Annotated in this window: 22 protein-coding genes and 1 other RNA gene; 13 read left to right on the forward strand and 10 right to left on the reverse strand. The window is 73.1% G+C overall.

Annotated features, from left to right (window positions below):
- Positions 1 to 21 precede the first annotated feature (21 nt).
- Positions 22 to 366, reverse strand: a complete 345-nt coding sequence (locus tag SM611_RS06690) for a DUF6191 domain-containing protein (RefSeq protein ID WP_371948068.1) — start codon at positions 364 to 366, stop codon at positions 22 to 24.
- Between the two features lie 45 nt (positions 367 to 411).
- Positions 412 to 945 (reverse strand): pyridoxamine 5'-phosphate oxidase family protein, encoded by a 534-nt coding sequence (locus SM611_RS06695; protein WP_371948070.1) that lies wholly within the window; start codon positions 943 to 945, stop codon positions 412 to 414.
- Positions 946 to 1,056: 111 nt separating this feature from the next.
- On the opposite strand from SM611_RS06695, the gene SM611_RS06700 reads away from it, so the two are divergent.
- From SM611_RS06700 to SM611_RS06725, 6 genes are all read left to right on the forward strand, one after another.
- Positions 1,057 to 1,878, forward strand: coding sequence for a Nif3-like dinuclear metal center hexameric protein (locus SM611_RS06700; protein ID WP_371948072.1), 822 nt, complete (start codon positions 1,057 to 1,059; stop codon positions 1,876 to 1,878).
- Positions 1,875 to 2,618, forward strand: a complete 744-nt coding sequence (locus SM611_RS06705) for a zinc ribbon domain-containing protein (RefSeq protein WP_371948073.1) — start codon at positions 1,875 to 1,877, stop codon at positions 2,616 to 2,618. The genes SM611_RS06700 and SM611_RS06705 overlap by 4 nt, the downstream gene beginning before the upstream one ends.
- Positions 2,615 to 3,742 carry a bifunctional RNase H/acid phosphatase gene (locus SM611_RS06710; RefSeq protein ID WP_371948075.1) on the forward strand — a complete coding sequence of 376 codons (1,128 nt, stop codon included), beginning with the start codon at positions 2,615 to 2,617 and terminating at the stop codon, positions 3,740 to 3,742. The genes SM611_RS06705 and SM611_RS06710 overlap by 4 nt, the downstream gene beginning before the upstream one ends.
- A 44-nt stretch (positions 3,743 to 3,786) precedes the next feature.
- Entirely contained in the window at positions 3,787 to 5,130 is a 1,344-nt protein-coding gene (locus SM611_RS06715; protein WP_371948077.1) for a TrpB-like pyridoxal phosphate-dependent enzyme, read from the forward strand.
- A 28-nt stretch (positions 5,131 to 5,158) separates the two neighbouring features.
- Positions 5,159 to 5,554: RNase P RNA component class A (gene rnpB, locus SM611_RS06720), an RNA gene on the forward strand.
- Positions 5,555 to 5,861: 307 nt separating this feature from the next.
- Positions 5,862 to 6,077 carry a hypothetical protein gene (locus SM611_RS06725; protein WP_371948079.1) on the forward strand — a complete coding sequence of 72 codons (216 nt, stop codon included), beginning with the start codon at positions 5,862 to 5,864 and terminating at the stop codon, positions 6,075 to 6,077.
- A 132-nt stretch (positions 6,078 to 6,209) separates the two neighbouring features.
- On the opposite strand, the gene SM611_RS06730 is transcribed toward SM611_RS06725, so the two are convergent.
- From SM611_RS06730 to SM611_RS06740, 3 genes are all read right to left on the reverse strand, one after another.
- Entirely contained in the window at positions 6,210 to 8,465 is a 2,256-nt protein-coding gene (locus SM611_RS06730; protein ID WP_371948081.1) for a SulP family inorganic anion transporter, read from the reverse strand.
- Positions 8,466 to 8,624: 159 nt separating this feature from the next.
- Positions 8,625 to 10,412 (reverse strand): hypothetical protein, encoded by a 1,788-nt coding sequence (locus tag SM611_RS06735; protein ID WP_371948083.1) that lies wholly within the window; start codon positions 10,410 to 10,412, stop codon positions 8,625 to 8,627.
- A gap of 252 nt (positions 10,413 to 10,664) precedes the next feature.
- Positions 10,665 to 11,255: a YbhB/YbcL family Raf kinase inhibitor-like protein gene (locus SM611_RS06740; protein ID WP_371948084.1), complete on the reverse strand. Its 591-nt coding sequence runs from the start codon at positions 11,253 to 11,255 to the stop codon at positions 10,665 to 10,667.
- A gap of 387 nt (positions 11,256 to 11,642) precedes the next feature.
- On the opposite strand from SM611_RS06740, the gene SM611_RS06745 reads away from it, so the two are divergent.
- Positions 11,643 to 13,016 (forward strand): NAD(P)/FAD-dependent oxidoreductase, encoded by a 1,374-nt coding sequence (locus SM611_RS06745; RefSeq protein WP_371948086.1) that lies wholly within the window; start codon positions 11,643 to 11,645, stop codon positions 13,014 to 13,016.
- A 198-nt stretch (positions 13,017 to 13,214) separates the two neighbouring features.
- Here SM611_RS06745 and SM611_RS06750 read toward each other — a convergent pair whose 3' ends face one another.
- Complete coding sequence (locus tag SM611_RS06750; protein WP_371948088.1) at positions 13,215 to 14,024, reverse strand: ABC transporter permease; 810 nt, start codon at positions 14,022 to 14,024, stop codon at positions 13,215 to 13,217.
- The gene (locus SM611_RS06755; protein WP_371948090.1) at positions 14,021 to 15,013 is read right to left on the reverse strand and encodes an ATP-binding cassette domain-containing protein; all 993 of its coding nucleotides are present in this window, start codon (positions 15,011 to 15,013) and stop codon (positions 14,021 to 14,023) included. Before SM611_RS06755 ends, SM611_RS06750 begins: the two co-directional genes overlap by 4 nt.
- 258 nt (positions 15,014 to 15,271) lie before the next feature.
- Here SM611_RS06755 and SM611_RS06760 point away from each other — a divergent pair, with 258 nt between their 5' ends.
- On the forward strand, positions 15,272 to 15,829 hold the full coding sequence (locus SM611_RS06760; RefSeq protein WP_371948092.1) for a PH domain-containing protein: 558 nt from the start codon (positions 15,272 to 15,274) through the stop codon (positions 15,827 to 15,829).
- On the forward strand, positions 15,826 to 17,265 hold the full coding sequence (locus tag SM611_RS06765) for a PH domain-containing protein (RefSeq protein WP_371948094.1): 1,440 nt from the start codon (positions 15,826 to 15,828) through the stop codon (positions 17,263 to 17,265). Before SM611_RS06760 ends, SM611_RS06765 begins: the two co-directional genes overlap by 4 nt.
- Here SM611_RS06765 and sepH read toward each other — a convergent pair.
- The gene (sepH, locus tag SM611_RS06770; RefSeq protein WP_371948095.1) at positions 17,237 to 19,054 is read right to left on the reverse strand and encodes a septation protein SepH; all 1,818 of its coding nucleotides are present in this window, start codon (positions 19,052 to 19,054) and stop codon (positions 17,237 to 17,239) included. The genes SM611_RS06765 and sepH overlap by 29 nt on opposite strands.
- 399 nt (positions 19,055 to 19,453) lie before the next feature.
- Between sepH and SM611_RS06775 the strand changes: the two genes are divergently transcribed.
- Entirely contained in the window at positions 19,454 to 20,389 is a 936-nt protein-coding gene (locus SM611_RS06775; RefSeq protein WP_371948096.1) for a hypothetical protein, read from the forward strand.
- 5 nt (positions 20,390 to 20,394) lie between these two features.
- Here SM611_RS06775 and SM611_RS06780 read toward each other — a convergent pair whose 3' ends face one another.
- On the reverse strand, positions 20,395 to 21,705 hold the full coding sequence (locus SM611_RS06780) for a D-arabinono-1,4-lactone oxidase (protein WP_371948098.1): 1,311 nt from the start codon (positions 21,703 to 21,705) through the stop codon (positions 20,395 to 20,397).
- Positions 21,706 to 21,853: 148 nt separating this feature from the next.
- On the opposite strand from SM611_RS06780, the gene SM611_RS06785 reads away from it, so the two are divergent.
- Genes SM611_RS06785 through SM611_RS06795 form a run of 3 tightly spaced genes read left to right on the forward strand, consistent with a single transcriptional unit; the run spans position 21,854 to position 24,958 of the window.
- Entirely contained in the window at positions 21,854 to 23,134 is a 1,281-nt protein-coding gene (locus SM611_RS06785) for a lytic transglycosylase domain-containing protein (RefSeq protein ID WP_371948099.1), read from the forward strand.
- A gap of 55 nt (positions 23,135 to 23,189) precedes the next feature.
- Positions 23,190 to 24,098 (forward strand): ferrochelatase, encoded by a 909-nt coding sequence (locus tag SM611_RS06790; RefSeq protein WP_371948100.1) that lies wholly within the window; start codon positions 23,190 to 23,192, stop codon positions 24,096 to 24,098.
- A gap of 50 nt (positions 24,099 to 24,148) precedes the next feature.
- Positions 24,149 to 24,958, forward strand: a complete 810-nt coding sequence (locus SM611_RS06795) for an inositol monophosphatase family protein (RefSeq protein ID WP_371948717.1) — start codon at positions 24,149 to 24,151, stop codon at positions 24,956 to 24,958.
- Between the two features lie 59 nt (positions 24,959 to 25,017).
- Here the strand turns inward: SM611_RS06795 and SM611_RS06800 are convergent, their stop codons facing one another.
- A complete protein-coding gene (locus SM611_RS06800) occupies positions 25,018 to 25,194 on the reverse strand; it encodes a hypothetical protein (RefSeq protein ID WP_168444606.1) in 177 nt (58 codons plus the stop codon).
- Positions 25,195 to 25,328: the final 134 nt, after the last annotated feature.

Below are 25,328 nucleotides of genomic sequence, written 5' to 3' on the forward strand. Positions count from 1 at the left end.
ATGTTCGATACAAATCGGACACTATTCGGGCGGCGGGGTGCGCCGGATGCGGATCTTGCCGGAGTCCAGGTCGTCCCGCGTGGCGCCGTCCCCGGCCTGCTCGTGGTCGTCCTGGCGCAGCACCTTCTGCCGCTGCTCCTCCTCGACCTTGACCTTTTTCGAGCCCTCGAACGCTGAGGCGAGGTCCTCGAACATGCCGCCGCCGAAGCCCGCGCCGGTCTCGCCGTCGCCGCGGATGGCCCCCATCAGGGACGACTTGCCCGTCCCCTCGCGGGGCCACTCGACGATCTCCTGCTCGGCCGCCTCCGGGCGGTTGCCCATCGGACGGCCCTTGACGCGCTTGCGGCGCCGAAAGGGTGACTTCACACAGGCTCCAACGCGATGAGTCTCCAGATTGATCCCAGCGGACGTTCAGGTCGCGAACGACCAGCGGGTGGGAGAACCCGTGAAGTCCCCCTGGCGGAGCCCGAACACCGACTGCGGGCGCACCGCGACGGTGGCGTTCACCTCCGGGTCCAGGAAATCGACACGATAGCGGGTGGCGTACTTGGAGTTGACCAGGTCGATGAACCGCTGAAGATCCTTCTGCTCGGTGAGGATCTCCGCGCGCCCCTCGACGACCACGGGGTTCTCCGCCTCCTCGGTCGTCACCACGACCTGCGGGTTCAGCCGCAGGTTCACCATCTTGCGGGACGGCACGGCGCTGCTGAACAGCACCGCCTCACCCGACCACGCGCCCCACACGGGCATGGCGTGCGGGCGCCCGTCCGGGCGCACCGTGCACACCCAGAAGTTGCGCGCGGCCCGCAGCCGCTCCACGGCCCAGGACCACGGCAGCAGCCCGCTGCCCTCGTCGGGTCCCTGAATGCCGTACCCCGGCATGTACGGTCGTCCCGCCGTGGGTGCGACGGGCTCCGGTCCCGCTGCGGCGCCGGTGGCCGACATGGCGTCTCCCTCCATCGTGCACTGTCCCGTTCATATCGTTACAGACCGCGGCGCCCCGTGGTGACGCTCGGTGGCTCGTTGGGAGCGGCTCGGCGCGGTAGCCTGCGGGACGTGCGCCTATCCCATGTCATCACGGTTCTGGAGGAGCTTTATCCACCGGAGTGGGCCGAGTCCTGGGACGCCGTCGGCCTCGTCTGCGGAGACCCCGATCAGGAGGTCCGCCGCGTCCTGTTCGCCGTCGACCCCGTCGCCGCCGTGATCGACGAGGCGCTGGAATGGGGCGCCGGCCTGGTGGTCACGCACCATCCGCTGCTGCTGCGCGGGGTGCACTCCGTCGCCGCCACCACCCCCAAGGGGCGGCTCCTCCACCGGATGATCACGAACGGGATCGCGCTGCACACCGCGCACACCAACGCCGACCGGGCCGATCCGGGCGTCTCGGACGCGCTGGCGCGGGCGGTCGGCCTCACCGGCGACCTGCGCCCGATGGTCCCCGCCGACGACGACCCGCGCCGCGGGCTCGGCCGGATCGGCGACCTCGACGAACCCGTCACGCTGCGGGAGTTCACCGCGCGGGCCGCCGCCGGGCTGCCGTCCACCGCCTGGGGGGTCCGGGCGGCGGGCGACCCCGACGCCGTCGTCCGCACCGTCGCCGTCTGCGGCGGCGCCGGCGACTCCCTCCTCGGCACCGCCCGGACGGCCGGTGTCGACGCCTACCTCACCGCCGACCTGCGGCACCACCCCGCGTCGGAGTTCGCCGAGCACGGCGGGCCCGCCCTGGTGGACGCCGCGCACTGGGCGACCGAGTGGCCGTGGCTGGCCGACGCCGAGCGCCGGCTGGCCGCGTCCTCCCCGGAAGCGGGCAAGTTGGAGACACGGGTGTCCACGCTCGTCACCGACGCGTGGCGCCTCCACGCAGAAGGAGCACAGTGAAAGCCGCACCGCAAGCCCAGCTTCGCCTGATCGACCTGCAGGATCTCGACAGCTCGCTCGACCGGCTGGCGCACCGCCGCCGCACGCTGCCCGAGCTGGCGGAGATCGAGCGGCTGGAGGGACGCCTGACCGAGCTGCGCGACGCGATCGTCGCGGCCGAGACCGAGGTCGGCGACCTGCAGCGGGAGCAGCGCAAGGCCGAGCAGGACGTCGACCAGGTCCGCACCCGCGCCGACCGCGACCAGAAGCGGCTCGACTCCGGGCAGGTGTCGTCCGCGAAGGACCTGTCCAGCCTGCAGGCGGAGATCGAGTCGCTGCAGCGCCGCCAGTCCGACCTGGAGGAGGTCGTGCTGGAGATCATGGAGCGCACGGAGGAGGCCGAGGGCAGGGTCGCCGCGCTCCGCGCCGACCGGTCCGCCGCGCAGGACGAGCTGTCCGCGCTCGCCGAGCGCCGCGACACCGTGCAGCGGGAGATCGACGACGAGGCCGGGACGACCAGCACCGCGCGCACCGCCGTCGCCAAGGACGTCCCGGACGACCTGCTCGCCCTCTACGAGAAGCTGCGCGGCCAGTTCGGCGGCGTGGGCGCCGCCAAGCTGTTCCGGGGCGCGTGCCAGGGCTGCCACCTGGCCCTCAACACCGTCGACCTGAACACCATCCGGACCGCCCCCGAGGACGAGGTCATCCGCTGCGAGGAGTGCCGCCGCATCCTCGTCCGCACCCCCGAGTCGGGCCTGTGAGCGCAGCCGCGAGGGGACGCGCCGGGAACCCGCGCAAACTGGTCGTCGAGGCGGACGGGGGATCGCGCGGCAACCCCGGCCCGGCCGGCTACGGGGCCCTCGTCCGGGACGCGCTGACCGGCGAGGTCCTCGCCGAGGTCGCCGAGTCGATCGGGCACGCCACCAACAACGTGGCCGAGTACCGGGGCCTGATCGCCGGGCTCACGGCCGCCGCCGGGATCGACCCGTCCGCCCGCGTCGAGGTCCGGATGGACTCCAAGCTCGTCGTCGAGCAGATGTCCGGCCGCTGGAAGATCAAGCACCCGGACATGATCCCGCTGGCGCTGGAGGCGCGGGAGCTCGCCTCCGCGCTGGGCTCGGTCTCCTATGGCTGGATCCCGCGCAACCGGAACGCGCACGCCGACCGGCTCGCGAACGAGGCCATGGACGCCGCCGCGCGCGGCGAGCACTGGACCCGCAAGGTCGAGGAGACGCCGGGGGAGCCGGAGCCGCCGCCGCGCCCGCCGTCGTCCGCCCCGCTGACCACGGTCCTGTTGCGGCACGGCGAGACGCCGCTCTCGGTCGAGAAGCGCTTCGCCGGAACCGGCGACGTCCCGCTCACGGCGACCGGCGTCGCCCAGGCCCGCGCCGCCGCCCTCGCGCTCAAGGACCGCGGGCTCGACGCGATCGTCACCTCGCCCCTCGCCCGCTGCCGCGACACGGCGGCCGAGGTCGCCGACGTCACCGGGCTGGACGTCCGCGTCGAGGAAGGCTTCCGGGAGACCGACTTCGGCGAGTGGGAGGGCCTCACGTTCGGCGAGGCGGGCAAGGGCTGGCCCGCCGAGATGAAGGCGTGGCTGGCCGACCCCGAGGCCGCGCCGCCGGGCGGGGAGAGCTTCGCCGAGGTGTCCCGCCGCGTCCGCACGTCCCTGGACAAGCTCAAGGTCCGCTACCGCGAGCGGACGGTGCTGGTGGTCTCGCACGTCACGCCCATCAAGCTCCTGGTCAAGGACGCCTTGGGCGCGCCCATGTCGTCCCTGTACCGGATGCACCTGGACGTGGCGGCGCTGTCGTCCATCGACTGGTACGCCGACGGCCCCGCGACGCTGCGCGGCTTCAACGACGTCCACCACCTTCCCTCCTGACCCGCCGGCGCCTACCCTCCCCATAGGTGACCTGGGGAGGGACCATGACCACCAAGATCCTGCTGGACGAGTCGAAGCTCCCGAGCCGCTGGTACAACGTCGTCCCCGACCTGCCCGCGCCCCCGCCCCCGCCCCTGCATCCCGGGACGCGCGAGCCGGTCGGCCCGGACGACCTCGCCCCGCTGTTCCCGATGGACCTCATCGCCCAGGAGGTCTCGGGCGACCGCTACATAGACATCCCTGACGAGGTCCGCGAGGTCTACCGGCTCTGGCGTCCGACACCGCTGATCCGGGCGCACCGCCTGGAACGCGCCCTCGGCACACCAGCCCGCATCTACGTCAAGTACGAGGGCGTCTCACCGGTCGGCTCGCACAAGCCGAACACGGCGGTCCCGCAGGCGTACTACAACGCGCGCCAGGGCATCCGCCGCCTGACCACCGAGACGGGCGCGGGCCAGTGGGGGAGCGCCCTCGCCTTCGCGTGCGCGCAGTTCGCGCTCGACTGCGAGGTCTGGATGGTGCGCGCCTCCTACGACCAGAAGCCGTACCGCCGCTCGATGATGGAACTGTACGGCGCGACGGTGCACGCCAGCCCGTCCCCGCGCACCTCCTCCGGCGCGAAGATCCTCGCGGACGACCCGGACTCGCCCGGCTCCCTCGGCATGGCGATCTCCGAAGCGGTCGAATCCGCCGCCCCGGACGACACCCGCTACGCCCTCGGCAGCGTCCTGAACCACGTCCTGCTGCACCAGACGGTGATCGGCGAAGAGGCGCTCGAACAACTCGCCCTCGCCGGCGACACCCCCGACCTGATCGTCGGCTGCACCGGCGGCGGCTCCAACTTCGCGGGCCTGTTCTTCCCGTTCCTCCGCGAGAAGCTGGCGGGCCGCATGAACCCGGACATCCGCGCCGTGGAACCGGCCGCGTGCCCGTCCTTCACCCGCGGCCGCTACGCCTACGACTTCGGCGACACCGCCGGCTTCACCCCGCTCCTCAAGATGCACACGCTCGGGCACGACTTCGTCCCCGACCCCATCCACGCGGGCGGCCTCCGCTACCACGGCATGGCCCCGCTCCTCTCCCACATGTACGACCTGAACCTTTTCGAGGCCGAGGCCAAGCACCAGCGCGAGTGCTTCGAAGCCGGCGTCTTGTTCGCTCGCACAGAGGGCATCGTCCCGGCCCCCGAACCCACCCACGCCCTGGCCGCCGCCATCGCCGAGGCCCGCCGCTGCGCGGAGAGCGGCGAACCCAAGGTCATCCTCACCGCGCTCTGCGGCCACGGCCACCTCGACATGGCCGCCTACGACCGCTACCTCTCCGGCCGGATGGAGGACCACGCCCTTCCCCAGTCCCGCCTGGACGAGGCCCTGACCGCCCTTCCCTAGCGAGCCGCTACCCTGTGTCTACGGCGGACGAGTCGGCCGGACGGCCGCGTCGGGGAGCGATCCCCGTCGAGGAAAGTCCGGGCTCCACAGGGCAGGGTGGTCGGTAACACCGACCCGGGGTGACCCGCGGGACAGTGCCACAGAAAGTAAACCGCCACCGCCTCGCGGTGGTAAGGGTGAAACGGTGAGGTAAGAGCTCACCAGCGCCCACGGTGACGTGGGCGGCTCGGTAAACCCCACCCGGAGCAAGGTCAAGAAGGGGCCCCGCAAGAGGCTCCGCGCAGGTGCCCGAGGGCGGCCCGCCCGAGCCTGCGGGTAGACCGCTGGAGGCCGCCGGCAACGGCGGTCCGAGATGGATGGCCGTCACCCGCCGCCCCGCAAGGGACGGCGGCCACAAAACCCGGCTTACAGGCCGACTCGTCCGCCCCTTGCGGGGCTTCGTCGTCGTCGATGCCGACACGGGGCGGTCGCATTCCAGCCCCGGTGACGCTTTCTCCCGGCGGACGGTGGCTCGCCGCGAATCGCGATCAGAGAGCGTGTCCGCGTGGGACGCCCCCGGTTCCGCCCTGCGGCCGGTCAGCGGTTCTTGCTGGGGCGTGCGACTCCGTGGAATCGGGTCACGGGACACAGAAGGGATGAAACACGGCGCTTACCGTGCTGGTAAGAGCTGATCGCCTTGATCGGTGACGGCGGCGGGGCCGCGGTGCTGGGCCCCGTGGAGAGGAGCGCTGATGTTCATCATCGTGTTCGTGGCCCTCGCGCTCGCTGGGCTGCTGGGGGGCTTCGTGTACCTGTGGGACTTCTCGCGCGCCAGCCGGCGCGACGCGCTGTTCCTGCCGGCGTCCGACCGCCGCGCGCGCCGCGCCCGGCGCGTGACGGGAATGTACGTGCGCGACTACACGCGCGACTACGACTATGCGCGCGGCGACGAACTGGTCGGACGCTGACCGAGTCCGATGAGGATCTCCGGTCAGCGCCCCCCGGGGGCGGGGGGTCGTCCCCGGAGAGGGCGCTGACCGGAGTACGTGCGGGGGACGAGGCGTGCGGGTCGTCCGGACGGGGGGACGGCCCGCACTCGCTCAGGTGAGGGTCCGGGTGCCGGGCGCCTCGTCCGGGGCCTGGGCCGGGGCCTGGTCCGGGACGCGGGCGAACGTGCCGGCGTCCCGGTCGAGGACCTCGACGGTCGCGGACGAGAGGTCCAGGTAGAGGCCGACCAGTTCGATCTCGCCGGCCTCGACCCGCTCCCGCAGCCAGGGATAGGTCAGCAGGTTGTCGAGCTGCTGCATCACGTTGATCTTGCAGAGCCGGGTGAGGGGCGGCTCGTCCCAGCCGTCCGGGTCGGTGGACAGGAAGCGGGCGAGGCTGTGGTTGCCGTGCCGCAGCCAGCGCGACAGCCCGGACAGGTGCTCGACCTCGGTGCCGCCGGCGAGCAGCGCGGCCATCGCGCCGCAGTTGGAATGGCCGCAGATCGTGATCGTCCGGATGTCGAGGACGTTGGTGGCGTACTCGACGGTCGCGGACACCGAGTCGTCCGGCGTCCGGGAGCCGTGCCGCGGGACGAGGGCGCCGACGTTGCGGTTGATGAACAGGTCGCCGGGCCCGCTCGCGGTGATGATGTTGGGGACGACGCGCGAGTCCACGCACGTGATGAAGAGGTGCTCCGGCTTCTGCTCCATCGCCAGCTCGGCCATGATCGGCCGGACGAGGCGGGCGGTGCTGCCGTGGTACTCGCGGACGCCGTCCAGCAGCACCGCCGCCGGGGACGTCTCCGGCGCGTCGAGCTCGGCCTCGGAGCGGCGCCGTCGGTTCGCCCAGGGCGCCCACCAGCGGTTCGACGGAGCGGCTTTACGCAGCTGACTCATATCGCCTGTCACGGCTCTTTCATACCAAGCCTCATGAACCTCGTCGATGTCGACCCTGCCTCCGTGGCGTTCGTGCGCGAGCCGCCACTGGTGGATGGCGTCGAACGCGGCGTGGTCCATGAAGTCGACGTTGAGGTCGAGGTCGACGCTGGACCCGGCCGGGATCTCCTGCAGGGCCCGCGTCACCCGGGGGACGCCGAGGAAGGTGAACGTCCCCTCGACGACCACGTGGCGGCGGGGCGGGACGGGCCCGTCGTCCGGCATGGGCGCGAGCTCCTCCGTCCGGACCGACAGCCGCGTCAGGCGGCGCAGCGCCATCACCGCGGCGATCGCGACGCCGACGAGCACGCCCTCGCCGAGACCCAGCAGGACGACCCCGGCGAGCGTGCCGTAGTAGGCGGGCGCCTCCCGGTGGTGCCGCAGGACGCGGACGCGGGCGACGTCGGTCAGCCGGACGCCGAGCACGATCAGCAGCGCGGCGAGGGCGGACAGCGGGACCCGCTCGATCAGCGGCGCGCAGGTCAGCGCGAGGCCGAGCACCCAGACGCCGTGCAGGGCGGGCGACAGCCGGGTGCGCCCGCCGGCGTCCACGTTGGCCGTGCTGCGCACGATCACGCTGGCCACCGGCAGCCCGCCGAACAGGCCGGACACGGTGTTCGCGGCGCCCTGGGCGCGCAACTCCCGGTCGAGGTCGGCGGGCGGGACACCGGCCGGCCGGATGCGGTCGACGGCCACGCTGCACAGCAGCGACTCGACCGCGGCCACGAGCGCGATGGAGAGGACGGCTCCGGCGATCCCGAGCGGCGGGCCCTGCGGCAGGACGGGCGTGCTCAGGTCTCCGAGCGGCGAGTCCGGCAGGTCGACGCGCGGGACGGGCAGGGCGAGCGCCCAGGCGGCGGCGGTGCCGGCGACGACGGCGGGCAGCGGGGCGGGAATGAGCCGGAGCCGTCCGCCGCGCGGCAGCCGCGACCACCCGAGCAGGACGAGGACGGTCAGCGCGGCCAGCATTGCCGGCGGCAGGTCCGGATGGGCGAGCTGCCCCGGCAGTTCCCGCAGGTTGGCGACGGCGGACTGCTGCGGGCTGCCGCCGAGGACGACGTGCACCTGCGCGACCACGATGACGACCCCGACCCCCGCGAGCATCCCGTGGACGACGGCGGGGGAGACGGCGAGCGCGGCCCGCGCGACCCGGCCGACGCCGAGGACGATCTGCAGCAGCCCTCCGAGTACGGTGATCGTGCAGGTGGCGCGCCAGCCATAGGTCTGGACGAGTTCGGCGACGAGCACCGTGAGCCCGGCCGCCGGCCCGCTGACCTGGAGCGGCGAGCCGCCGAGCAGCCCGGCGACGATCCCCCCGGCGACCGCGGCGACCAGCCCCGCGGCGACCGGCGCACCGGACGCGACCGCGATGCCCAGCGACAGCGGGACCGCGATGAGGAACACGACGAACGACGCGAGCAGATCCCGCCGCAAAGTGGATACGTAACGTGGCTTTGAAGTCACACACCGTATATAAGCACGACTGGCGCGGCTTCATGCGAATCCACGGTTCCGGAATCACCACGAGCTGGTCTGCGGACATGCCGAGGGCCCGCCGACGTCGGCGGGCCCTCGGCGGGACGTCGTGCGGGTTCAGCGGCGGTAGTTCTCCCAGTCGTCGGCGGGCTGGCGGTTGCCGTAGGGGTTGGCGTCGTTCTGCTGTCCGCCCTGGTAGCCGCCCTGCTGCTGCGAGCCGCCGTAGTAGCCGGAGTCGTACGCCTGGGTGGAGTTCGGGTCGGTGTAGCCGCCCTGCGCGGCCGGGTCGTGCGGCGCGGCCAGCGGGTCGCCGGCGCCGTTGTAGCTGCTGCCGCTGAAGTCGCCGTAGACACCGCCGCCGGAGCCGCCGTAGGGCTGCTCGTTGCCGCCGGTGCTGAGCGGGTCGTCGTAGCGCGGGGACTCGCCGTAGGCGGGGGCCGTCGGGTAGCCGTCGCTCTGCTGGCCCTGCCCGTAGCCGGGCTGCCCGCCGAGACCGGAGTCGTAGCCCCCGCCGGAACCGAGCCCCGGGTCGTACCCGCCGCCCTGCCCGCCGGACGGCCACGGGCCGGTGTTGCCCGTGCTCGCGGGGGGCGGGGTCGTCCCGTAGGAGCCGGTGCCGAGCGGGTCGCCGAGCGGGTCGTTCAGGGAGCCGCCGCCGTAGCCCTGGTCGGCGGACGGCGCGGGGCCCGTCGACCGCTGCCGGTCGGACTGGATGCGCTGGAGCAGCTCGTCCACCGTCGGGAGCTTGTGGCCGTCGGTGTCGGACCCTCCGCCGGAGCCGGCGTGCGCGGCCGGTGCCGGTGCCGCGGGCGCCGGGGGAGCGGGCGGGGCGGCCGGCTCTCCGAGGGGCAGCCCGAGCGGGTCGGACACCCGCGGGTCGCCGCCGCGCGGGCCGCCGGGCCCGGACGGGCCGAGCGGCATGTCGAAGTCCTGGCGGGCCGGGGGCGGCCCGGCGGCCGGGCGGCCGCCCAGCGGGTCGGAGCCGTAGTCGCCGTAGGACGGCTCGCGGGAGCCGTACTGGGGCTGCTCGGGGGCGCCGTACTGGTCCTGGCCGCCGTAGGACGGGTCGCCGGGGCCGTAGGACGGGTCGCCCGCGGACCCGTACGCGGGCTGCGGCTCCTGCCCGCCGTACACCGGCTGGTCGGGCGCGCCCGGGACGCCGTAGGGCGGCGGCGGCCCGCCGAGGTCGGCGGGGATGGGGTCGAGCGCGGTCGAGCCGGGGTCGTTCCCGAATGGCGCGCCGCCGGGGAACCCGCCGGGCGCGGGAAGCTGCTGCGGGCCGGTGCCGCCGCCCGGTCCGGGGTGGCCGCCGAGGCCGTTGAGGACGGTGCCGTCGGCGCCCAGCGAGACCGGCTGGGTCAGCTGGGGCGGCTCGACGGGGGGCTGCTCGGGCGGCGGGGCCTGCGCGTGCAGGGGGTCGGCGGCGAAGTCGGGCTCCGGACGCTCGTCCTCGTGGCCGCGGTCGTGCTGCCAGGGGAACTTGGGCTTGTCGAAGGTGATCGTCGCCCAGTAGTCGTCGTCCTCCATCTCGTCCGATGCCTGGCCGCTCGGGGCGGGGGGCGGCGGGGACGGGGCGGCGGTGGGGGCGGCGAGCGGCCCTCCGCCGAGCGACCCGCCCGCGACGCGGCGGTCCGGCACGGCCTCGGGCGCGCGGTCGTAGCCGCCGTCGTACCCCTCGTCGTAGCCGTCGCCGTAGCCCTCCCCGTAGCCGGGGCCGTAGTCGTCCGGACCGCCCATGTGGTCCTGCGGCGGGACTCCCCGGCGGCCGCGCGGCTGCTTCGGCTCGTCGTCCATCCAGTCGTCGTCGTCGCGCCCCGCCCTGCTGGCCCGCAGGCCGAGGGCCACGAGGACGACCACCAGGACCACGACCACAATGAGGCCGAAGACCACGATGTAAGAAGTCATGCCACCACCCAATGCCTTGGCCCAGCGAGAGTCGCCGGCGCGGACCGCGGGTCCGTCCCGATTGTCGCAAGCGTCCGGTTAGTCACGGGCCTGACCCGATTCTGTCCGACCGCTATGACCGTTGTCACACCCTTCGCGCACATTTACCCTCACACGGCGCGTGCCGATCGGCCAACCCGGCCGATCCGCACACCCCTGTCAGCTCCAGCCCCCGAGGGGTCCGCCCTGACCCTGCGCCCTCAGGCTCCACGGTCAACGCGCCTGCTCGCCGCCGAAGTTCCCGATGATCCGCCCGCGCCCGACCGTGTGCTCGGCGATGGCGGGGAGCGAGTCCTTCAGTGCGGCGCCGTTCTGGAACGGTGCCGGATCGTCCAGCGCGTAGATGGTGAACCGGTACCGATGCTGTTCTCCCTTGGGCGGGCACGGTGGCGCGTAGCCCGCCTTCTTGCCTGTGGTCAGCCCTCCGACGGTCCTGTCCAGCCGGGCGTCCTCGACGATCTCGTTCACCGTCCCGTCGATGCCCGCGATCACCCAGTGGACGTAGGCGCCATCGGAGGCGTCCGGGTCGTCCATGACGATCGCGAACGACTTGGTCCCGGCCGGCGCCGACCATCGGAGCGGGGGAGTCTTCCCCTGCCCGCCAGGGTACGTCGTGCAGCCGTACCGCGGGGGCAAGTCCCCGCCATCGCGGAAGACCGGGCTGGTCACGGTGAACCACTCCGACAGTTCGGCACTCTCGTTCTGCGGCTGCCCGATCAGCCCGCAGCCGCCGAGGGCTCCGCCGAGGGCGAGGGCGAGGACGCTCGCCGCGGCCAGCTTCGGACGCCGGTCTCTGCTCATCATCGATACGCTCCCGGGCGAGATCGTACGCCGCGAGCCGCCGGACCGCCGTCATCTCGGCCCCGTCTGTCGGCCGCGCGTCCCGCCGCCGGCGCCCCCTTCCTCGTCCGCCCCAACCTTAGGGCTTTCCGGGGAGTGCGACGGGCGGTTCGCCGTGCCGTTCGCGCGGCCGCCGTGGGACGTGTCCTGTGACTTGCGCCATGCGTGCTTTGCCCCGCTCCATCCCATATTTTGGGAAGGAGTGGCGGGTTTCACACCCGGATCAGGCCCTCCGTTTACCCGGACGGGAAGTTTGTTGGTTCTTCCCTGGTTTTGCATTGGTGTCAGGGAGGTTCCATCGGCTAGCTTGTGAATGTCTTCACAAGCCGACCGTGACATTGGAGGGCCGCAATGGCCAGGACCGCCGGAGAGACCTCAGGCGCTCCCCACATCCTCATCGTGGGTGGCGGCTATGTGGGCATGTACACCGCGCTGCGCCTGCAGAAGAAGCTCAAGCGCGAGCTCAGACGCGGCGAGGTCAAGGTCACCATCGTCGACCCCAACTCGTACATGACGTACCAGCCGTTCCTGCCCGAGGCCGCCGCCGGGAACATCTCCCCACGGCACGTCGTCGTCCCGCTCCGCCGGGTGCTGCCGAAGTGCACCGTGCGCAAGGCGCGGGTCACCGAGCTGAACCACGACGAGCGATGGGCCATCGTCCAGCCGCTGGCCGGGCCCCCGGAGCGGATCTCCTACGACTACCTGGTCATGGCCGCCGGCGCGGTGCCGCGGCTGCTGCCGATCCCCGGGCTCGCCGAGAACGGCATCAGCCTCAAGACCGTCGGCGAGGCCATCCACCTGCGCAACCACGTCCTGGAGCAGCTGGAGATCGCCGAGTCGACCGACGACGTCGAGCTGCGCCGCAAGGCGCTGACCTTCGTGTTCGTCGGCGGCGGGTTCGCCGGCGTCGAGGCGGTCGCCGAGCTCGAGGACATGACCCGCGACGCGACCAAGTACATGCGCAAGGTCACCCCGCAGGACCTGCGGTTCATGCTGGTCGAGGCCAGCGACCGGATCCTGCCCGAGGTCGGCCCCGACATGGGCAAGTGGACCGCCGAGCAGCTGCGCGGCCGCGGCATCGCGGTGAAGATGAACACCTTCCTGGAGTCGGCGGTCGACGGGCAGATCGAGCTGTCGGACGGCAGCAGCTTCCCGGCCGGGACCCTGGTGTGGAACGCGGGCGTCAAGCCGTCGCCCGTCGTCCGGCACGGCGACCTGCCGCTGGACGAGCGGGGCCGCGTCAAGGGCACCGAGTACCTCACCGTCGAGGGCCTGGTGCGGGCGTTCACCGCCGGCGACAACGCCGCCATCCCGGACCTGACGCAGGAGGGCATGTACTGCCCGCCGAACGCGCAGCACGCCGTCCGGCAGGCCAAGCTGCTCGGCGACAACATCGTCCGGTCGCTGCGCGGCAAGACCCTGAAGCCCTACGTGCACGGCAACCTCGGCGCCGTCGCGGGCCTCGGCCTGCACAAGGGCGTCGCCAACCCCATGGGCTTCAAGCTCAAGGGCTGGCCGGCGTGGTTCTTCCACCGCAGCTACCACGGCGCGATGGTCCCGACGTTCAACCGCAAGATCCGCGTGATCGCGGACTGGACGCTCGCGCTGTTCCTCAAGCGCGAGACCGTCTCGCTCGCCACCATCGAGCAGCCGCGCGCCGACTTCGAGCTCGCGGCCCTCGACGGCGGCAAGGCGCAGCCGAAGGCCTCCGAGAACGCGGCCTGAGCCCGCGCGCCCGGCGCCCCGGCGGTCCCCGCGACCGCCGGGGCGCCGCACGTCGTGAGGCCCGCGTGCGGCAGAAGTCGCGCGGCAGCATCGGCCCGTGCGGATCGGGATCCCTCGGGCCGCTGGAGGTCCGCGCCGGTCGGCGCGGCTGCGTACGACTCCCTCGCTGACGGGGAATGGGGGATCGTCCCCGATCGGTCAGGCGCGCTGCTTGAAGGCTCGCAGGGACAGGGGGGCGAACACCAGGGAGATGCCGAAGCCCCAGGCCAGGGCGATCCAGGCGTGTTCGAGGACGGGGCCGCCCACCAGGAGACCGCGCATCGCCTCGACCAGGTGCGTCACCGGGCTGTTGTCCATGACGTAGGCCACCGGGCCGGGAATGCCCTCGGTCGACTTGATGAACGCGGTGCTGAGGAAGCTCAGCGGGAAGATCACCACGAAACCGAAGATCTGCACCTTCTCTGGCTCGTTCACCTTCATCGCGATGTAGACCGACGTCCAGGAGAACAGGATCGCGAACGTCAGCAGGAGCAGGAACGCGGTGACCAGGGCGATCACGTTCGTCTCCACCCGGAAGCCGATGGCGAAGCCGACCAGCAGCAGGATCACCATCGACCACGCCTGCTTGACGGTGTCGGCGATGATCCGCCCCGCGAGCGGGGCGCTGCGCGCGATCGGCAGGCTCCGGAACCGGTCGAACACGCCCTTGGTGATGTCGGTGTTCAGCCCGAAGCCGGTGCTCATCCCCGCGAACAGCGCGTTCTGCGCGATGATGCCGGGGATGACGACGGGCAGGTAGGCGTTGACGCTGCCTTCCATCGGCGGGCCGAACACGTACGCGAACAGCAGCACGAACATGATGGGCTGGATGGACAGGTCCAGCAGCTCCATCGGGTTGTGCTTGATCTGGACGAGGTTGCGCCAGGCCAGGGTCACCGTGTTGCGCGCGGCCGTGGCGGGGGCGATCCGCTTGGACAGGTTCTGCGGCGCGAGCGACGTTGTCGTCATGTCGACGCCCCTTCCTTGTCGACGGACTGGGCCAGCTCGCCGGCCTCGGCGTCGATGTCGTCGGTGTGGTGGCCGGTGAGGGCGAAGAACACCTCGTCCAGGCTGGACTTGCGGAGCGACAGCTCGCCGATGGCGACGCCGGCGTCGTCGAGGCGCCGGACGACCGCGGGCATCAGCTGCGGGTCGGTGATCGGCGCGCTGATCAGGCCGTCGCGCACCTCGGGGACGGCGTCGGCCAGCTCACCGACGATCTTCGCCGCGGTGTCGCCGTCTGCCTCGTGCACCGGGCGAACCTCCAGCACCTGCCCGCCGACCTGGGACTTCAGCGTGTCGGATGTGCCGTGCGCGATGGCCTCGCCGCGGTCGATCACGATGATGTCGTCGGCCAGCTGGTCGGCCTCCTCCAGGTACTGCGTGGTGAGCAGGACCGTGACGCCGTCGTCGGTCAGGCCGCGGACGATGTCCCACAGGCCGTTGCGGCTGCGCGGGTCGAGGCCCGTGGTCGGCTCGTCCAGGAAGAGGATCTGCGGGCGTCCGACCAGGCTCGCCGCCAGGTCGAGGCGGCGCCGCATGCCGCCCGAGTAGGTCTTGGCCGCGCGCTCGGCGGCCTCGCTGAGCTGGAAGCGCTCCAGCAGCTCGGCGGCCCGGGTCTTGGACCGCCGCCGCGGGAGGCCGAGCAGCCGCCCGATGAGGACGAGGTTCTCGGTGCCGGTCAGCATCTCGTCCACCCCGGCGTACTGCCCGGTCAGGCCGATGAGCTGCCGCACCTTGTGCGCGTCGCGCACCACGTCGTACCCGCCGACCCGGGCGCTGCCCGCGGTCGGCTCGATGAGCGTGGCCAGGATGCGGGTCATGGTCGTCTTGCCGGCGCCGTTCGGCCCCAGCACGCCGAGGACCGTTCCGGGTTCGGCGGTGAGCGAGACGCCGGCCAGCGCCTGGGTCTCACCGAACCGCTTCTCCAGGCCCTCGGCCTGGATCGCGTAGGTCATGTGATCTCCCCTGGGATCTGTATGCCGGACGCCTGAGCCCCTCCGACCGGGGGCCCGCCAAAGTATGCGCTGTCCGGGGTGGTGTGCATTCGATTTTCCGCCGCCCCTGCCCAGCTCTGCCAGTCGCCCGAGACGCGTCCTCAACATCGCATGCGCCACTGACAGAACGCCGCCGAGACCGCGATCGTGCCCCGCAATCCTGTGGTCCACCCTCGGCGAGGCGGCTGGAGGGAGCCTCGAGCGTTCTAGACTCGCGGTGTGACGACGGTGCGGCGCGGTCACCAGGACGGCGGGGGCCCGCATCCGCCGCGGCTGCGGCCGCCCGAACACCGGGTGTCGACCCGTGCCATCGCGCACTGGGCGATCGAGTACCTGCTGCTGTGGGGGCTGGCGTTCGGGCTCGCCCTGGGCGTGGCCGCCTGGATCGGCGACTCCGGCTGGGACGCCCTGCCCGGCTGGCTGTCCGGGCGGGTCGGCTGGCTGCCCTACATCGTCGGCGCCGCGGGCCTGCTGATGGTGACCGTCGCGCCCGTCTGGCGTTACCGCGTCCACCGCTGGGAGGTCAGCTCCGACGTCGTCTACACCCGCACGGGATGGTTCAGCCGCGAGTGGCTCCTCGTGCCCGTGGGGCGCATCCAGACCGTCGACAGCAAGCAGGGGTGGATCGAACGGATGCTGGGGCTCGCCACCATCGAGGTCAACACGGCCTCCCACACCGGCTCGTCCGAGGTGGCCGGCCTCCCCGTGGACGTCGCGACACGCCTGGCCGGGGAGCTGGCGCACCGCGCGCACGACCTTCGCGACGACGCCACGTGAACGTGCGGCTGCATCCGCTCACGTTCGTCGTCGGCGCCGTCCGCGAACTGATCGCGCTCCTCGCCGCCGGGGCCACGGGACTTCTCGTCGGCGGCATGTCCACGGCGTTCTACTTCACCCTCGCCGGGCTCGCGCTGGGGCTGCTCTTCCACGTCGCCAACTGGGTGACGTTCACATACGTCCTGCACGACGACCGCATAGAGCTGCGGCGCGCGCTCATAGGCCGCTCGGTCAAGAGCATCCCGCGCGACCGGATCCGGGGCGTCGACATCAGCGCGTCCCTGCCGCACAGGCTGCTCGGCCTGGCGGTCGTCCACATCGACGCGGGCGCGGACGGCGGCGAGGGCGAGCTGAACGCGGTCTCCCTGCGCGAGGCGGAACGGCTACGCCGCGTCCTGCTGGCCAGGGACGCCCCGGCGCCGCCCCAGCGCGTCCTCGGCCGCATGCGGCGCCGCTGGTACGTGTACGCCCCGCTCAGCGGCGCGTACCTGCTCACCCCGTTCGCGGTGGCGGGCAGCCTGCTCGGCACCCTCTACAACCTCGGGGACGATCTGGGCCTCATCACCCAGGAGCGCGTGGAGAGCGTCGGCCACGACGTGGTCGGCCTGCCCACCGCGCTCGCCCTCGCGCTGGCCATCCTGGTGCTGATCGCCATGCCGGTCATGTCGATGATCGCGTTCACGCTGTTCAACTGGGACTTCACCGTCCGGGAGCGGGACGGGTCCGTCGTCGCCGAACGCGGCCTGCTCACCCGGCGCAGCGTCTCCCTGGAACGCCGCCGGTTGCGCGGCGTCGAGCTCGCCGACAACCCCTTCGAACGCCTCGCCGGCGTGACCCGGCTCGGCGCCCTCATCACCGGCCTCGGCGACGCCGCCCACCGGGGCCGCCTGCTGCCCGCTGCGCCCCGCCCGGTCGCCGAGTCCCTCGCGGCCCGCGTCGTCGGGGCCGTGCCCGGCCCGCTGATCGCGCACCCGCCCGCCGCCCGGGGCCGCCGCGTGGTCCGCGCCGTCGCGCCCCCGGCCGGTTTCGCCGCGCTCGCCCTCCTGGCCGGTCAGCCGTGGGTCGCCGCCCTGTGCGCGGTACTGGCCGTGCCGGCCGTGCCGCTCGGCCTGGACCGCTACCGCCAGCTCGGCCACGCCACCGACGGAGGGCGCCTCACCGTCCGATCGGGGTCGCTGCGCCGCCGCCAGGTCGTCGTCGAGCACGGCGCCGTCGTCGGCTGGCGCATCCGCCGGACCCTGTTCCAGCGCCGCCTCGGCCTCGCCACCCTCTTCGCCGCCGTCGGGGCGGGCGACGGCGGCTACTCCTCGGCCGACATGAGCGAGGCCGACGCCGTGGCGCTGGCCGCCGCCATCACCCCCGACTGGGTGGCCCCGTTCCTGGCCGCCCCGCCCGGGGACGCGCCGCCTACTCCGGGCGGCGCGCGCCGAACATGATCTCGTCCCAGGACGGGACGGAGGCGCGCTTGCCCTTGGCCTTGCGGCGCCGCGCCGGCCGCTGGGACGCCGCGCCCTCGCCGCTCGCGGCGGGCGAGCCGGTGGCCGGCTTCTCCTGGGCGGCGGCGGGCATGGTGGGACGGCTCGCCGGCTTCTTCTTGGCCGGTGCCCGCTGCGGCTGCCGCGGGGCCGGCGGCTTCTTCGCCGGCGCGGGCTCGGCGGCCTCCGGGGCCGCAGGCTCGGGCTGCGCGGCGGCGGGCGCCGCCGGCTCGGCTTGCGGACGGGTCGGGGCCGCCTCGCCGTCCGCGCTCACGGCAGCCTCGCCGGCCTCGTGGACCGGTTCCCCGGCCGGGGCCGGCGCGGCCTCCTCGGACGCCTCAGCGGCGTCCTGGACGTCCTCGTCGTGCGCGTGGCCGTCGTCGGGCGCCTCCAGCGGCGCCTCGCCCCGCTCAGCGGCGGCGGGCTCCTGAGCGGCCTGCTCGGCGACCGGCTCCTCGTCCTCGTGCGCGCCGGCGGACTCGGCGGTCGCGTCCTGGTCGCCCGGTGCCTCCCGCAGGTCGGCTTCGGCGGACTCGCGCTCCGCCTCGCCGTACTCCTCGCCGTCGTATTCCTCGCCGTCGTGCACCGCGCTCTCGTGCACCTCGCCGCCGGGCGTTTCAGACACGTCGGCGGACGTTTCGGGCACGTCGGCGTCGGCGTCCTCGCTTTGCGCGATCTCGTGCGTCCGGGGCTCCTCCGCCGCGGCGGGCTCGCTCCGCACGGTTTCGAGGGGCTCGCGGCGTTCCCGCTCCTCACCGTGACGGGCGGCGCCGACCGTCCGCACCGCGTCCCGCGGCTCGGCGGGGGCGGGTTCGCTCTCGGCACGCGGCCCGGACGCCTCGCGGGGCTCGTCCTCGTCGCGCGGGCGGGCGGGCGCGGCCGGCTGCGGGCGGTGCTCGCGGCGGGGCGGCTCGCCGGGCCGGGCGGCGGTCTCGCGCAGCGGGGCGGCCTCGGAGGTCTCGCGGAACGGGGGGTGCGGGTCGATCATGCGGCCGCGCTCGACGATGTACTCGCGGGGCTCGGCGGGCCGGAGGGGGCCGGAGGGGGCGGCGGGGCCGGGCTGCTCGGGTTCGGCGGGGACGCCGCGGGCCTCGCGGTCGCCGCCGACGACCTTCATCGCGGGACGGCGCGGCACGAGGGGGGTGACGGTGTCGGAGAGCGCGTCGTCGTCGTCCCACTCGACGGACGTCAGGCGCGCCGCGACCTCGTCCAGCGGGGAGACGTGCCGGCGGCGCGGGTCGAAGGTCCACTCGGCGGCGTGCGGGCGGCCGCCCTCGAAGAAGGACAGCCGGACGCGCCAGGTGCCGTCCTCGCACTTCCAGGAGTCCCACTCGGCTTCTTCGAGGTCGACACCGCCGCGGCCGAGGCGCTCCTCGACGGTCTCGCCGAGCGGCGGCCCCGGGGTGGACTCGCCGGGCCGGCGGACGGTGACGCGCTGCGCCTGCTGGGCCATGTACTCGCGTTCCTGCAGGACCGGTCCCTCGAACCAGCGGACGCGCTCGACCGGGATGCCCGCCGACTCGGCGATCTCCTCAGCGGTCTCGCCGGACCGGATCCGGGCCTGGATCTCCTTGGGGCGCAAGGGACTCTCCACTTCGATCTCGAACTGGCCGAGGCGGGAGAAGTGCCCACGGATCGCGGCGCGGAGCCGGTCGTCTACGGGCAGGGTGAACCGGGTGCCTCGGCCCGCGGTGGCCAGGACGAGGTACGTACCGTCCTCGCTGACCGCGACGAGGCGCAGCTCCTGCATGCGTGTCCTTCCTGCCCTGTCTTGATGGCACGGAGGACGCCGGACCGCGCGACCGTGCTCTCACGGTCGGCCGCCCGATGCCCACCGAGGGCGCATGCGTGCCCTTTCCCCCGGGTTCCCGAGTCTCTCTTTCGGACACACCTGCTGCCAGCACCGTACCCGGCATGTCCGAACATCGCCGCTCTCGAAGCCCTCTTCACGAGGTCGAAGAGGGCACCCGACCTAGCTTGCCGGTGACGTGGGCGGCGAGGGGGCGGCATGCCGATTCTTGTGCATCCTTTTCCACACCGTGCCTGACGGGCGGGTTCGTCTCCGGTCGACGGACGTTGCGAGAGTCACTTCCTGGGCAGGAACAGGTAGATCCTCCGGTTAGTTTCTGTTCGGGGGATTTCGTGACGAATGACGGGAGCAGACGAGAACATGCCGCGCAAGCTGCCCGATCTCAGTACGACGCAGCTGATCGCGAGTGCGGTGGCGACGGCGGTCGCCGCCTTCGGGGCGTCCTATCTCGGGGTGTACGGCACGATCATCGGCGCCGCCCTGATGAGCGTGATCTCGACGGCGGGGTCGGCGGTGGGCAAGCACTACCTCGACCAGGGCCGCGAGCAGATCAAGGAGCTGACGCACTTGCAGACGGCGGTGCGCCGCCGGGCGGCGGCCGACGGCGCGGCGGGCCGGGCGACGAGCGCCGACCCGACGCGGACGGCCGTGTGGCAGGGGGACCCGAACGCGACGCGGCTCGACCCGTTCGGCGGCGACCCGAACGCCACCCGGCTCGACCCCGGCGGTGACCCGAACGCGACGCGGCTCGATCCTCGGGAGGCGGTCGCCGGCTCGCTCGCCGAGGCGGCGGGGGAGGACGCGGTGCGCGAGGTCGTCCGCCGGACGGCGTGGCGGAGCACGGTCGAGTGGGCCAGGGCGCACTGGGTGAAGCTGGTGGTCGCGTCGGCGGCGGTGTTCGCCGTCGTGATCGGCGGGATCACGGCGATCGAGGCGTCCACGGGCCAGCCGATCGGCAGGAGCGACCGGGGGCTGACGGTCACCAACGTGCTGGACGGCGGAGGCGGCGGGCGGACCGGCGACACCCCGTCGCAGAGCCCGTCCGACGCTCCGACGACCGAGCCGAGCGGCGGCCCGAGCCGGCAGCCCACGGACGGGACGCCTTCGACGGAGCCGACCGCGCCGGATCCCCGCCCGACGGACGGGCCCACCGGGCAGCCCACGCAGGAGCCGCCGACGACGTCGGTGCCGACGGCCCCGAGCACGCCGGCGCCGACCGGCGGCCCGCAGGACGACGGCCAGGGCGCGGACGTGCCGCAGACCCCGGCGGGCTAGTACGGCTAGTCGCCGAAGACCTGCCTCGTGTACGGGTTGGCGAAGCGGCGGTCGGGGTCGAGTTCGTCGCGCAGGGCGCGGAAGTCGCCGAACCGCGGATAGACCTTCTCCAGGTAGGACGCGTCGCGCGTGTGCAGCTTGCCCCAGTGCGGGCGGCCGCCGAGCGACGTCAGCAGGTCCTCGACGCCGCCGAAGTAGTCCTCGTGCGGGTCGCGGTGGTAGACGTGCACGGCGATGAACGCGCTCTGCCGCCCGTGGGCCATCGACAGCCAGGCGTCCTCCTGCGGGAGCAGCCGGACCTCGATGGGGAAGCTGATCCGCCAGTCCCGCCTGGCGAAGAGGGAGCGGAGCTCGCGCAGCGCGGGGACGAGTTCCTCGCGCGGGATCGCGTACTCCTGCTCCTTGAAGCGGACCGTCCGCGGGCTGGTGAAGACCTTGTAGGACGTGTCGCTGTAGGTGCGGGCCCCGAGCGCCTTGGCGGAGATGCCGTTCACGAAGGGCGTGACGGCGGGCGCGGCGTGCGTGAGCCGGTTGACGGCGCCGAACACCGTGTTCGACAGGAACTGGTCGTCCAGCCAGTACCGGAACTTGGACACCGGCGCCGCGGGGCCCTCGACGCGGTTGTTGCGCTTGGTCAGGCAGCCCTCGGTGTGCGGGAACCAGTAGAACTCGAAGTGCTCGTTGGCGGCGTCGAACTCGTCCACGCGCGCGAGCACCTCGTCCCACTTCATCGGCTCCTCCTGCGCGCGCAGGAGGAACGAGGGGACGGTCCGCCAGGTGATGGCGGTGACGATGCCGAGCGCGCCGAGGCCCGCGCGCGCGGCGTCGAAGAGGTCGGGACGCTGCTCGCGCGAGCACGTCACGGTGCTGCCGTCGGCGAGGACGAGTTCGAGCGCGGCGACCTGGGAGACGAGCCCGGCGGCGTCGCGTCCGGTGCCGTGCGTGGCGGTCTGCAGGGCGCCCGCGACGGTCTGCTCTTGGATGTCGCCCATGTTCGCCAGCGCGAGGCCGTGCTCGTCGAGCACGCGGTTGAGCGCGTGGAGCGGGAGCCCCGCCTCGACGGTGACGAGCCCGGTTGCGGTGTCGACCGAGCGGACCGCGGTGAGCGCCGTCGGGCGCAGCAGGACCCCGTCGGCGACGGCGGCGCCGGTGAAGGAGTGCCCTGTGCCGATCATGCGGACGGTGAGGCCGTCGTCCGCGGCCGAGCGGACCGCCTCCGCCACCTCGCCGGCGGTGCGCGGCGCGGCGACGCGCTGCGCCGTGGCCTGCTGGTTTCCCGCCCAGTTCTGCCACGTTCGGGTGTTGTCGGGGGACATGGGGCGACTCTACTCGGCAATCGATAGTGAGGAAAGTTCATGTTTTTGCCCGGCCCGGAACCGGGAAGAAGGCCGGAACCGGCGATAACGTACGATCCGGTAACCACGGCTGGCTAACCGTCCGTAGCGAGACTCGTTGGGAAATGTTGTGGCTTCTCCACCAGCATCACGCACCGGCCCCGTCGCGGGAGGGTCCGGCGATGGTGAGGCGCCCGCCGCCCGCCCGCCGAGGCCCAGGCCGGAGAAGAAGCGGCGCGATCCGCGCGGCGCGGCGAGCGCGCCGCCGCGGCGCGGCCGCCGGGCGCTGCCGTTCCTCATCGGCGGCATCGCGGTCCTCGCCATCGCCAGCACCTCCGGCGGCGTGTACGCGGCGCTGACCGCCGAGAAGGGGGAGCCCGCCGCGTCCGGACCGCCGCAGGCGGACCAGCCGCCGAGCGCCGGGGCCGGGGCCGGTGCCGGGGACCCGGTCAACGTGGCCACCGGCGGCCAGGTCGCGCCACTGCGGCGGGTCGTGCCGCCGGACGTGCTCGCCGTCGGCGGCGCCTCGATCTCCGCCGCCAAGATCAAGCGGATCGCGAAGCTGCCCCGGGTGAAGGACGTGTCCGCGGTCGCGGGCGGCGCCGTCCAGCTCCAGGGACGCCAGGTGAACGCGTTCGCCGTCGACCCGTCGGCGTTCCGGTCCTGGACGCCGCCCGACACGGCCAAGAAGACCGAGCTGTGGGAGGCGCTGGCCGGGAACCGGTTCGTGGTGTCCCCGGCCGCCGCCGAGCAGCTGCAGCTCACCAAGGGCTACCAGTACCCGGTGGTCGGGCGGACGATGCCGAACCTCACCATGGGCGGCTCCGGCCCTCTCGGCCTGCCCGGCATCGACATGCTGGTGAGCGAGAAGTCCGGCGGCGAGATGGGCCTCGTCCCGAACGTGGCGGTCCTCGTCAACGCGCCCGGGGTGAGCCCCGCCAAGGTCGTGAAGGCCGTCGGCAAGGTGCTCGGGCCCGGCACGAACGTGCTCAACCTGCACGAGAACAAGTACCAGTCGTCCGGGGGCGGCCGCTCGGCGAGCTACCTGGACCTCTACAAGAAGGCCGCCACCACCTGCCAGGGCCTGTCCTGGACGGTCCTCGCCGCGATCGGTCAGGTGGAGAGCGACCACGGCCGCAATGCGGGCCGGTCCAGCGCGGGCGCCCTCGGCCCGATGCAGTTCATGCCCGCGACGTGGAAGGCGTACGGGGTGGACGGCGACGGCGACGGCAAGGCCGACATCATGAACCCCTACGACGCCATCCCGGGCGCGGCCAAGTACCTGTGCGCGAACGGCGCGGGGCGCGGCGGCAAGCAGCTCTACAACGCGGTGTGGCACTACAACCACGCCGACTGGTACGTCCAGAAGGTCCTGAACCTTGCCAAGGCGTACGCGGCCAGGTACGAGTGAGCCCCTGCGGCCGGGCCTGAATCGGGCATCCGGTGCGGGCTGGTTGGATGGAGGCATGACGGCGTACGACGCGTTGCTTCTGCTGTCCTTCGGGGGGCCGGAGGGGCCCGAGGACGTGATCCCGTTCCTGGAGAACGTGACCCGCGGCCGCAACATCCCCAGGGAGCGCCTGGAGGAGGTGGGGGAGCACTACCACCTGTTCGGCGGGGTCAGCCCGATCAACGGGCTCTGCCGGGACCTCAAGGCGGCGATCGAGAGCGACTTCGCTGCCCACGGGGTGGATCTCCCGGTCTACTGGGGCAACCGGAACTGGACCCCCTACCTCGCCGACACCGTCCGGCAGATGAAGGCCGACGGCATCCGCCGCGCCGCCGCGTTCGTGACGTCCGCCTACAGCGGCTTCTCCACGAACGACCAGTACCTCGACGACATCGCGCGCGCCCGTGACGAGGTCCAGGACGCCCCCGAGATCGTCAAGCTCCCCGTCTACTGCGACAGGCCCGGCTTCATCGATCCGTTCACGGACGCCGCCAAGGACGCCCTGAGACGCGTCCCAGTAGGCGCGCGCCTCGTCTTCACCGCGCACAGCGTGCCCTTGTCCCAGCCCAACCGCGAACTGTACGTCGCCGAACTGGAGCGGGCCGCGCGCACGGTCGCGGACGGGGCGGCCCCCGGGGCGCCCTGGGATCTCGTCTACCAGAGCCGCAGCGGGCCCCCGGGCCAGCCGTGGCTGGAGCCCCAGATCACCGACCATCTGGAGCGACTCCACAAGGAGGGCGTCAACGGCGTCGCGGTCGTCCCGATCGGGTTCGTCTCCGACCACATGGAGGTCAAGTACGACCTCGATGTGGAGGCCGCCGAGCGGGCGGCCGAACTCGGGATCCCGTTCGCGCGCGCCGCCACGCCCGGCGCCGACCCCCGCTTCGCCGCCCTGCCCCGCCACCTCCTTGGAGAGACCGAATGAGCGAAGCGAACCGGGGGGAGCCGGGGGTCGTCCCCGCCCGCCGGGCACACATGGGCCTGGCGGACGAGCTGCTGGAACTCGCCGCGGCGACCGCGCGCGAGGCCGGCCGGATGCTGGTCGACAAGCGTCCCGCGGACGGCCCGGACGTCGTGCAGACCAAGTCGTCCCCGACCGACGTCGTCACCCAGATGGACCGCGCCGCCGAGCAGCTGATCATCGAGCGGATCCGGGCGGCGCGCCCGGACGACGCGTTCCTCGGCGAGGAGGGCGGCACCCGCGCGGGCGGCAGCGGCGTCCGCTGGGTGGTCGACCCGATCGACGGGACCGTGAACTACCTCTACGACCTGCCCGACTGGGCGGTCAGCATCGCCGCCGAGGTGGACGGCGAGGCCGTCGCCGGGGCGGTGGAGATACCGCGCCGCGGCGAGTCGTACACGGCCGTGCGCGGCGGCGGCGCCCTCCTGCACACCGCGTCCGGCACCCGCGAACTCCGGGTGAACGCGCGGGTCCCGCTCGGCAGGGCGCTGGTCGCCACGGGGTTCGGCTACGACGCGGGACGGCGCGCCGGGCAGGCGCGGGTCCTCACCGGGGTGCTGCCGAACGTCCGCGACATCCGGCGCGGCGGCTCCTGCTGCGTGGACCTGTGCTCCCTCGCGGCGGGACGGGTCGACGCGTACTACGAGCGGGGCGTCCAGGCGTGGGACGTCGCCGCCGGGGCGCTGATCGTCCAGGAGGCGGGCGGACGCGTCGAGGGCCTGCACGGGGCGCCCGCGAGCCCGGAGCTGACCGTGGCGGCCGGGCCGGGCACGTTCGAGGCCCTGCACGACCTCCTGGCCCCGCTGGACCCCACACGCGACTGAGCCCGGGACGGCAGGCTGTCCCGGGCTCCTCCTGCGGGGGTGTGCGCTCTTGCGGCGGGTCAGTCGCAGCGGGGTGGTTCGACGCCGATGTCGTTGTTCGCTGCGATCCGGCGCAGTTCGCTGATCTCCTCCTGACGGATGTCCGCCAGGTAGGTGTCTCCCTCTGCGTGGGCGGTGCGCAGCGACGCGTACGCGTCATCGAGCCGCTGCTGGATCATGCGTGACAGCTCGCCCATGGGCCTCCTCCCGGATCGTCTCCATGCCCTACCCAGACCTAAGCTGAAAGCAAACCTGTTCGCGGATGCAATTTTCGCGGATTCTTGCGTCCACGAGGTCACGCCCCGGCGTACGCCGAGCTGAACGCCCGTTT

The sequence above is a fragment of the Actinomadura monticuli genome, from assembly GCF_041463655.1.
Lineage (GTDB): Bacteria > Actinomycetota > Actinomycetes > Streptosporangiales > Streptosporangiaceae > Spirillospora > Spirillospora monticuli.

Coding starts and splice junctions, on each gene's coding strand:
- SM611_RS06740 (WP_371948084.1), bottom strand. CDS start 11,255: ATGATGAGCAGAGACCGGCGTCCGAAGCTGGCCGCGGCGAGCGTCCTC.
- SM611_RS06775 (WP_371948096.1), top strand. CDS start 19,454: ATGACGGGAGCAGACGAGAACATGCCGCGCAAGCTGCCCGATCTCAGT.
- SM611_RS06790 (WP_371948100.1), top strand. CDS start 23,190: ATGACGGCGTACGACGCGTTGCTTCTGCTGTCCTTCGGGGGGCCGGAG.
- SM611_RS06725 (WP_371948079.1), top strand. CDS start 5,862: ATGTTCATCATCGTGTTCGTGGCCCTCGCGCTCGCTGGGCTGCTGGGG.
- SM611_RS06800 (WP_168444606.1), bottom strand. CDS start 25,194: ATGGGCGAGCTGTCACGCATGATCCAGCAGCGGCTCGATGACGCGTAC.
- SM611_RS06795 (WP_371948717.1), top strand. CDS start 24,149: ATGGGCCTGGCGGACGAGCTGCTGGAACTCGCCGCGGCGACCGCGCGC.
- SM611_RS06780 (WP_371948098.1), bottom strand. CDS start 21,705: ATGTCCCCCGACAACACCCGAACGTGGCAGAACTGGGCGGGAAACCAG.
- SM611_RS06695 (WP_371948070.1), bottom strand. CDS start 945: ATGTCGGCCACCGGCGCCGCAGCGGGACCGGAGCCCGTCGCACCCACG.
- SM611_RS06755 (WP_371948090.1), bottom strand. CDS start 15,013: ATGACCTACGCGATCCAGGCCGAGGGCCTGGAGAAGCGGTTCGGTGAG.
- SM611_RS06745 (WP_371948086.1), top strand. CDS start 11,643: ATGGCCAGGACCGCCGGAGAGACCTCAGGCGCTCCCCACATCCTCATC.
- sepH (WP_371948095.1), bottom strand. CDS start 19,054: ATGCAGGAGCTGCGCCTCGTCGCGGTCAGCGAGGACGGTACGTACCTC.
- SM611_RS06750 (WP_371948088.1), bottom strand. CDS start 14,024: ATGACGACAACGTCGCTCGCGCCGCAGAACCTGTCCAAGCGGATCGCC.
- SM611_RS06735 (WP_371948083.1), bottom strand. CDS start 10,412: ATGACTTCTTACATCGTGGTCTTCGGCCTCATTGTGGTCGTGGTCCTG.
- SM611_RS06715 (WP_371948077.1), top strand. CDS start 3,787: ATGACCACCAAGATCCTGCTGGACGAGTCGAAGCTCCCGAGCCGCTGG.